The sequence below is a fragment of the Kocuria sp. genome (genome assembly GCF_030536815.1).
Classification (GTDB): domain Bacteria; phylum Actinomycetota; class Actinomycetes; order Actinomycetales; family Micrococcaceae; genus Kocuria; species Kocuria gwangalliensis.
On the sequence record NZ_JAUNPE010000094.1, the window covers coordinates 1 to 8,828 of the forward strand.

An 8,828-nucleotide genomic window follows, 5' to 3' on the forward strand; every position below is an offset into this window, starting at 1 on the left:
CCGAGTTCGAAGACATCACGTCGGGGGAGGGTTCATGAGCACCGACCAGCCCGCGCTGGGGGCCGGCCCGCGCGTCGGCTGCGACATCCAGTCGATTGCTCCCGTGGCGGAATCCATGGCACGCCTGGGGGAGCGCTATCTCCGAGCCGTTTTCGGCACAGCGGAGTTCGCGCATCTTGCAGAAGACTCGAAGCTCACGTCCCCGGAGTCGGTGGCCGCACGCTTCGCCGCGAAAGAAGCCGTGTTGAAGGTCCTCGCCCCGGCGGCCACCGATGCCGTTGCGTGGCCGAGCATTGCGGTGCACACGGGGGCCGACGGCGCGCCCGGCCTTTTCCTGACCGATTCAGCGGCAGCGCTGGCGACCCGCAGAGGACTGGGCGACTGGACCGTGAGTATGTCTCATGACGGCGACTACGCACTGGCGGTCGCGCTCGCGTTGAGCTGCCCACCAGACCCGTCGACCGGCGCCTTGCGCGCACCGATCGACACCATGACCACAGAACTCCGCCGATTGAAAGGGCCCCATCCCATGGAAACCACCACCACCGAACTCACCGTCCGCAAGGTCCTGGCCGAGCACGGCAAGCTGTCCCAGGACGCCCACACCCTCGGCACGGACGTCGATCTTTACCGCGCAGGCATGACGTCCCACGCATCGGTCAATGTGATGCTCGGGCTGGAGGACGAGTTCGACATCGAGTTCCCCGAAGAACTGCTCACCAAAGCGACGTTCACATCCATTAGTTCCATTTCAGAGGCAGTGGAGGGAATCGATCATGACTGAAACGACCCAACGAATCCCGTCCGGACTCGATGTGGAATCGACCACCGATCTGTCGCTGGGCCGGGCTCAGGCGTGCGCGGCCCGGGCCGAGGTCGTGGCGACCGTGGCGAAGGAACACGCGGCCGCCGTTGACTCGGAGTCGGTCTTCCCCGCAGCGTCGATTGCCGAGGCCCGAGCCCAGGGGCTGCTGGGCGCGCCCGTGCCCGGGTCCCTGGGAGGCCTCGACTACTCCATCACCGAACTGTGCTCGACCCTTGAGCGCGTGGGCCGTGAGTGCACGTCCACCGCGATGATTCTGGCCATGCATTATTCGCAGGTGCTGTGCCTCACCCGCCACGCGGACACCGACTTGCTGCGGGACATGATGCGGCGCGTGGCCGGTGACGGACTGCTGCTGGCCTCGGCCACCACCGAGATCGCCATCGGTGGTGACACCCGGACGTCGTCGTGCGCCGTGGACGACACGGGAGATGGGCGGATACGACTGCACAAGAGCTGCCCCGTGATTTCCTACGGGAGCGCCGGGGACGCGATTTTCGTGACGGCTCGCCGCAATGCGGATGCCGTCAGTAGCGACCAGGTGCTCGTGGCAGTGGTTGCCACGGACATCGATCTCACGAGGACCCGGGGTTGGGATGCCCTGGGGATGCGCGGAACGTGCTCCGAGGCCTTCGAGCTGGAGGCGAACACGGATGCCGGTGCGGTGTTCGGGGTGCCGTTCGAAACGATCTCCGCCCAGACCATGCTGCCGGCCGCCCACTGCCTGTGGGCGTCGGTGTGGTTGGGGATGGCCACCCAAGCCGGGCTCGTGGCCCGGTCCGTGGTGCAGAAGGCGGCCCGTAAGGATCCGGAGAATCCTCCGCCGTCCGCCTTGCGCCTGGCGGAGCTGGAGGTGGATCTGCAGGCCATGACGGACGTGGTGCGCTCCTCGGTGGCCCGCTACCAGGCTGCATGGGATTCACCGCAGACGTGCGAGAGCATGCCGTTCGCGATTTCCATGAACACCCTGAAGGTCTCCGCTGCGGAGGCCGTACGCGCGATCGTGGGGGACGCCATGGTGATCGTGGGCATTTCCGGATTCGCCAATCGATCGCCCGTGAGTCTGGCCCGGTTGTACCGCGACAGCATTGGGCCCTCCGTGATGGTCAACAACGACCGAATCCTCCAACACACAGCCAAGCTCCAAATGGTCTCAAGGGGACTCCGATGACAACAGCGAAAACAACCGATCAACTCGAAGACCTGCAGACCGAATTCCGCGCCGGACTGGAAGCCAACAACTGGCTCCTACCAACGCTCGGCGAGGGCGTCAACGGTCTGGGACCCCAGGCGGAGGACGTGGTGCAGGGCATCACCGGCGCCGCCCGCAGAATTGTTGCGGACCTGGATGAAGCGCCGGGGACGCGCAGATTGCGGTTCCCACCCGTCAACGGGACCCGGTTGCTGGAACGCACCGACTACGTGGCCTCGTTCCCCCAGCTTTTGGGAACCATTAACGCTTTCGAGGGGGACAACGCGGCCCACCGCGAGCTGCTGGCCACCTATCAGGAACACGGGGACTGGTCGTCGTCGCTGACGCCGGCCGGTCACTCGTTGATTCCCGCGGTGTGTCACCCCCTCTACGCGTACCTGGAGGGCACCGAGGTCGACGGCACCGTCTACGAACTGGTGGGCGAGTGCTATCGGCACGAACCCAGCGCGGACCCCATGCGGTTCGTGACGTTCCGGATGTTTGAGGCCGTGCGCTTGGGCACCCCGGAACAAGCGGTGGAACACCGAGCGCTGTGGCTCGAAGCGGGCCTCGGCCTGCTGCGCAAGCTGGGGCTCGAGGTCGAAGCGGACACGGCCAACGACCCGTTCTTCGGCAGGGCGGGTAAGTTGCTCAGCGCGGGGCAGCGGCAGGCCCAACTGAAGTTCGAGATCCTCACCGAGGTGTACCCGGGACACCCCACGGCCATCGCCTCGGCCAACCTGCACGAGGACCACTTCGGTGAAGCGTTCCACCTGCGTACCGTGGACGGTCAAGCGGCCCACTCCGCCTGTTTCGGATTCGGTCTGGAACGTGTGACCCTGGCGCTCGCGGCCAAGCACGGATTCGATACGGCGGCCTGGCCGACCGGTGTGCGAGACGAGCTGCAATTGTCATGACGGCCACATCAGCTGTGAACCAGTCGCTGGGGCCGCCGGCAGCACACGGGACCGGCTCGTTCGGCACGGAGACTTTGGCCGTCAAAGGTTGCGAGGGCCGCACGCCCGCCACGGTGCCGCGCTCGGCCCTGCATGATCCGGCGGAGCCGTGGTCACCCACGAATTGCTATGTGGACGTGTGGATCGGGCTGCTCGCAGCCCTCGGGCTGAACCCGGTTCCCATGCTGAGTGCGGCTTTGAGCGCGGATTTTCTGGGTGACCAGTGGGAGTTCGTGAAACCCCGCACCGAGGACCTGGAGGTCCTCTACGGAATCAAAGTGGGCGAATACGACACCTGGCGACCACTGGGGGAGCACCTTCAGCTGACCATGTCGCGCGGCGACGCCCTCATCGTGGAAGTCGACGCGTACTACCTCCCGGACACCGAGGGCGTCTCCTATCGCACGGAGCACACCAAAACATCCATCGTGCCGTTGCGGCTGGATCCGCTGGCGGGGGAACTGGTGTATCTGCACAACGACGGCGCGCACACACTGGCGGGAGAAGACCTCGACGAGACGTTGGGTCCGAGGATGCGCTGCGGTCGTGTGCCGTACCCCTACGTGGAACTGGTGCGGTTGCACACACTGAATCGGCGCTCGCCCGAGGATCTCTGGCACGCCACCTTGGCCGTGGCCCGTGACCATCTCCGGCGGGCTTCCGCTCCCGGTCCCGACGGGCACGGTCCCGCCGACGGACTGGTGGCCGCCATTCGCGAACACCTGCCCCGCCTGGCCGAACGGGGTATGGGCCACTTCCACCTGTACTCCTTCGCCACCACGCGGCAGGCCGGTCTGACGGCCGCTCTGGCGGCGCACCTGTGCAGATATCTCGCCGACGGCGCCGCCGCCTGGCCCAACGGCGTGTCCGTAGAACGGCTGGCCCGGGCCGCAGATTCGTTCGACGGCGCCGCCGCGGCCGCGAAGACGTTGCAATTCCAACTCGCACGCGTGGCCTCGGGGCGCACTGCGCGCATCGACAAGGCCGCGGAGGCGTTGGCGGCCGGGTATCGGGCGGCGATCCACGACGCCCGCGCGGCCCTTGATCTCGAGGAGTGACGTGCGTGACATATGTCTGTGAACCGCAGCAATGGTTCCAGGACGACTGCGGGGACGTGTTCTCGGGTGCTGCCTGGACCCTCGTCCCGGTCGATCTGCGCACCGGCCGGGCGGTTCCGGTCGGGCGGGCGGTAGGGACTGATTGCGCCATGGGAATCCCCGCGCGCATTCCCGGAACGATAACCGGCGCCTTACGCGATGCCCTGGGCGGGAGTGCCGTGGACGAGGCGCTGGCGGTTGCTGCCGAGGAGACCGCGTGGGAATACCGCACCCGGATCACCACGGCCGGCGGGCTCCACAAAATACGTTCCCGGGGAGTGGCCACCGTCTCCGAACTGTGGGTGGCGGGTCACCGGGTCAAGACCTCCACCAGCGCCTTCGCGCCCTGGGACGACGTCGTGCGGTTACCACCGGGGGAATGCGACGTCGCACTGCGCCTCCTCCCGCTGTCCACGGTCACCGTCCCCCGTAAGCCCCGGGCCAAATGGCTCTCACCGCTCGTGTCCGACCGTTCACTGCGGTGGCGCCGGACACCCCTGATCGGCCACATCGACTGGCCCGGTGCGCGTCCCGTCCTGGGCCCGTGGGGTGGCCTGTCCGCGGAGCCGGTGCCCGCGGCAGACCGAGCACCCGTGATCGACGCTCGGCCCCGCGCGGTTCGCACGCGGGTCGACGAGTCCGGGGTGGGCACGGTGCTGGTGGACCTTCGGGTGAACCCGACAGGACGAACGGCGGAATCCGTGCGGTTGAGCTGCGCGGGCGCCGGCGTCGAGGTCGTGGTGACGGACGCCCGAACACGCGGGCGTGACGCGGTCACTGTGGAACTGCCCGTGCCGAATCCGCGCCTGTGGTGGCCCCACGCCATGGCAGCGGGGCAAGCGGCGGAGCCGGCGCTGCACGAGGTGCGCGTGGAAGTGGGGGACACCACGAGCTCGCACCGCGTGGGTTTCCGTTCCGTGACGGCGCAGCCGCGGGCCGACCGCGCGGGGCTGGGGTTGCGGGTCAACGGGGTCCCCGTGTTCGCCCGAGGCGTGGTGTGGGCGGGGGCGGACCCGTTCGAAACGGCCGCGGATCCTGCATCCGTGCGCATGCTTCTGATGCGACTGCGGACTGCCGGGGCCACCATGATCAGGCTGCCCGGCACCGGCTGCTACGAGTCGGACACGTTCCATGACCTGTGCGACGAGCTCGGCCTCATGGTGTGGCAGGACGTGGCCCTGGGGCCGCTGGACCCGCCCGATGATCCCGGCTGGCGCGCGCAGGTGAGCGAGGAAGTGCGCTCGCTGGCGGCTCGTTCGGCGGCCCACCCCTCCACGGTCGTGATCTCGGGCGGGACCGAGGTGATCCAGGCTCCCGTGCTGGCCGGGCGCCCGGCCGCCGAATGGACACCAGACGTTCTGGTCGAGGACATCCCACGGGCGGTGGGCGCTGCCGGTGCCGACGTGGTGGTCGTCGCGTCCTCACCGTGCTCCGATGCGGATCTCGACGCCGCCGCGCGGGCCTACGAGGCGGGCGCGGCGGCGTCGGCGGAGAGGCCCGTGACAATTGCCGAACCGGTGACCACCGCGGTGGTTCACTCGCCGGTGGATGCGACGGACGGAGTGTGTCACTACTTCGGGGTGGGGGCCTACGGGCGCGCTTTGGAGGACGCGCGCAGCAGCGGGGTGCGGTTTGCCGCAGAATGTCTGGCCTTTGCCGTGCCACCGGAACCGGCCACGGTGCGGGAGCAGTTCGGCACGGACGGACCACTGGACCACCCTGACCGGGCCGCCGCCTGGCAGGCCGGGCTGGCACGTGATCCGGGAGCCGCCTGGACATTCGAGGACACCACCATGCGCTACGTGCAGCGGTTGTTCCTGGACAGGGACAGCGACCCGAATGCCACTCTGGCAGCTCCAGCGAGGGCTGCGGACGAGACGGCCCTGGCCACTCACGCGGGCCGTTTGGATTACCAGCGCGCGGCACTGGCCCACGTGTTCCAACGGGCTCTGGCGCACTGGCGCCGGAGCGACTCACCCTGCCGAGGGGCACTGATTCTTGCATCCCACTCGACCGCCCCCGGCGCAGGATGGGGCGTATTGGATGCAGCTGGGCGTCCCACGGCTGCGTGGTACGGCATGCGCAGGGCGTGCGCTCCCACCACCGTGTGCTTCCTACCCGAGGGCGGCAACGGTTTATCGGTTCACCTCTGGCACGACGGTCCCGGGGAGCTCTCGGCGACCCTGCGATGGACCGTGGCCACGGTTCAGGGAGGATGTCAACAACCCATTGAGGTTGCGGTCACGGTGCCGGCCCGGGGAGGACGGGTGCTCCGAGGGGATCTGGCGGACGGTACGTTCCGCGACCTGGACAACGCCTACGGATTCGGCGCACGGGAGTACGAAGGAATACGAGCCGAGCTCGTGGCTTCCGACGGAACGGTTCTGGCCACGGACGTGCACCTGTCCGGCGGACCCCGCAGGGACGACCTCGCGGACCCTGAGATGACGGCGAGGTGGGTCCGTGACCGGAGCGGCACCCGGTCCGTGGAGGTCACGAGCCAGGGTCTGGCACGATTCGTCGCCCTGGACCTGCCGACGGGTCTGGTCGCCGAGGACGGGTACGTGCACCTGTTGCCCGGTGACACCGTGCGGCTGCCCGTCAGCGGCACAGGACCGTTCCCCACCCACGATGGCGGATATGTGCGTGCCCTGGGGGTGGAGCCGGTTCCGATCACGTGACCGGCCCACCGCCCGCGGCCACGCGCACATCGAACCCGTGCCGCGGACCCGGCCCCGCCAGGCGGGGGCTACAGATCTATCAGCAGATGATTCAGCATGCTCCTCCGGGACGCCGTGGCGTGTAACGAGTGATCCAAGGGGTCAAGCACGGTCACCCTGTGATTCGTGCTGATCGGACCGGCGGTCACACCGGCGTGCTGAGCGTCCGCGGGCCCGAAAATCACGTCCACCCGCAGCCCTGGGATCCGCGCCAACCGGCGCATCAGGGGGTGGGGGACGTCAATGATTCCCACCGCGGCGGCCGCCGCGGTCACACGGGGATGAGCATTGAATGCCGCCCGCCGCGTGCCTCGCACGATCGTGCGGGCCAAGGCACCCAGGCGTTTCTCCATCGACGGCGTGGAGGCGGGGTCACTACTACTCGGCTCGGCGGGTGCCTGTCCGGGGATGGCCGGTGACAGTGGGCCGCTACGAAGCCCCTGGCGCCAGTACCGCCACGGTGCCCGCTGCCAGCCGATGTTGTTCACCGCGTACAGGGACAACCTTTGCGTCACGTGGTTGGGCAACTGGTGAACACATGCGACGAGTCCCCAGGCCCCCAGGCACACGCCCGCTGCCTTGAGGGGGCCGGCGGTGAGTCGCGCCAATTCCTCGAGCACCTCCCGGGATTCGGTGACGGTGCGCCGCACGTACGGGTTGGGATCCTGGGCGCGTCCGGGACGTACCAACTCACCGGTGTCCGTCCGTTCAGCGAGCAGACACACGGCACCTCGCGCGGAGGCGGTGATCGCCGCCCGTGTCCATGAGGAACCCGGTGCCTCCATGGGTTCTGAGCCCAGGGACACGAACGCCACCCCGGGTGCTGCCGGTTGTGGATGGTCGGGCATGGTGATGACGGCGGGGCGATTGTCTCTGCCGATCCGGGCGCGCCGGAGGTGAATCACGGTTCCACCCACGGGGAGCTCCACGGCGTGATCTGGTATCAACGACACCGCGGCAGGGGAACCGGGAAGCCGGTCAGCGACGGCAGCCACTGCGCCCGCAATGGTGGCCGCGGCCTCCGGCGGAACGCTGGCCACCCGGGGGTGAACGTCCACGGGGACGGGCTCCAGCTGCGGACCGTTGAGAATGTCCAGGCCCCGGCTTGGATCCGGTTCCGGTAACTGTTTCAGCGCCTCTGCACCCCCGGGATCCAGTTGAAGGTCCATGAGTTCGACCCCGGGTGTCACCCGGGCCGGCAGTTCGGGACCTGCCATGCGACGCAGGGCCACCTGATGGCGCAGCCACAGTTTCCCCGACACAGGCGCCCACACGTGACGGGAAGCCCACCCACGTTCGTCGGAGGCCGCGAGAATGCTGCCCCCGAGCCGCACACCCAGTCCGTGCACGGGGCCGGCCTGGGCGGCCCATTCCCGTACGACCTCGAGGTCATCGAGCCATTTCTCGGCCGGCGCGGCCTCGGCCGTCCACGGGCTCAGGCCCGTGCCGACCCAGTCGAAGCGAACCACGCGCCAGCCATCCGCAGCCAGGGTCCGAGCCACCTCAACGATGGTCCGGAACATGGTGACTCGTTCGCGGCCGGGCGATCCTGCGATGACCACGGTGCCGTTGCGCTCCGGCCCTACTGGTTGGTGCACTGCCACGGACAGTACGCGGCCCTCGGCGTGGATCCACCCGTGCAGCACGTCGTCCGTAGGAGCGGTGCCGTGACGGTGGCGCGTGATTAAATGCGGGCGCTGACGCGCGGGTGTTCTTAACACGATGTTCTCCCCCAAATGTGCCGGATCGGACACCGGCCCCTCGCACCCCTTCCCCAAGGGCTCAATGTGTGCGGGACCGCATATCCATGCCTGCTAAGACTATGACGATTTACCAGGAATTGGGTGGGAATTCAGTGAGTTCGTGGCCATTTTGTGACGGGGGATTCACCGAAGATTGTGTTGTTGCTTGTCAGCGCGAAATGGGCCTTGCCGAATTCGAGGGCACCGACAAGCTATCCCCGTACGTCGATTCCGAACACCCGTTTCACCGCGGTGGTCACGTGTTTGCCGTAGCGCTGTGATGAGGGCGTGGAGGAGA

At 68.0% G+C, this 8,828-nt stretch carries 6 protein-coding genes; 5 read left to right on the forward strand and 1 reads right to left on the reverse strand.

Going from position 1 to position 8,828, the window contains the following annotated elements; all coding sequences use genetic code 11:
• Positions 1 to 34: 34 nt before the first annotated feature.
• From Q4E95_RS09115 to Q4E95_RS09135, 5 genes are read left to right on the forward strand one after another with little or no spacing between them, the layout of a single operon-like run.
• Entirely contained in the window at positions 35 to 784 is a 750-nt protein-coding gene (locus Q4E95_RS09115) for an acyl carrier protein (protein ID WP_303383006.1), read from the forward strand.
• Positions 777 to 1,994, forward strand: coding sequence for an acyl-CoA dehydrogenase family protein (locus Q4E95_RS09120; protein ID WP_303383007.1), 1,218 nt, complete (start codon positions 777 to 779; stop codon positions 1,992 to 1,994). Before Q4E95_RS09115 ends, Q4E95_RS09120 begins: the two co-directional genes overlap by 8 nt.
• Entirely contained in the window at positions 1,991 to 2,932 is a 942-nt protein-coding gene (locus tag Q4E95_RS09125; RefSeq protein ID WP_303383008.1) for a hypothetical protein, read from the forward strand. Before Q4E95_RS09120 ends, Q4E95_RS09125 begins: the two co-directional genes overlap by 4 nt.
• Positions 2,929 to 4,029: a DUF1839 family protein gene (locus Q4E95_RS09130; protein WP_303383009.1), complete on the forward strand. Its 1,101-nt coding sequence runs from the start codon at positions 2,929 to 2,931 to the stop codon at positions 4,027 to 4,029. Before Q4E95_RS09125 ends, Q4E95_RS09130 begins: the two co-directional genes overlap by 4 nt.
• A 5-nt stretch (positions 4,030 to 4,034) precedes the next feature.
• Positions 4,035 to 6,749, forward strand: coding sequence for a glycoside hydrolase family 2 protein (locus Q4E95_RS09135; protein ID WP_303383010.1), 2,715 nt, complete (start codon positions 4,035 to 4,037; stop codon positions 6,747 to 6,749).
• Positions 6,750 to 6,817: 68 nt separating this feature from the next.
• Here the strand turns inward: Q4E95_RS09135 and Q4E95_RS09140 are convergent, their stop codons facing one another.
• On the reverse strand, positions 6,818 to 8,542 hold the full coding sequence (locus Q4E95_RS09140) for a hypothetical protein (RefSeq protein WP_303383011.1): 1,725 nt from the start codon (positions 8,540 to 8,542) through the stop codon (positions 6,818 to 6,820).
• Between the last annotated feature and the right edge of the window lie 286 nt (positions 8,543 to 8,828).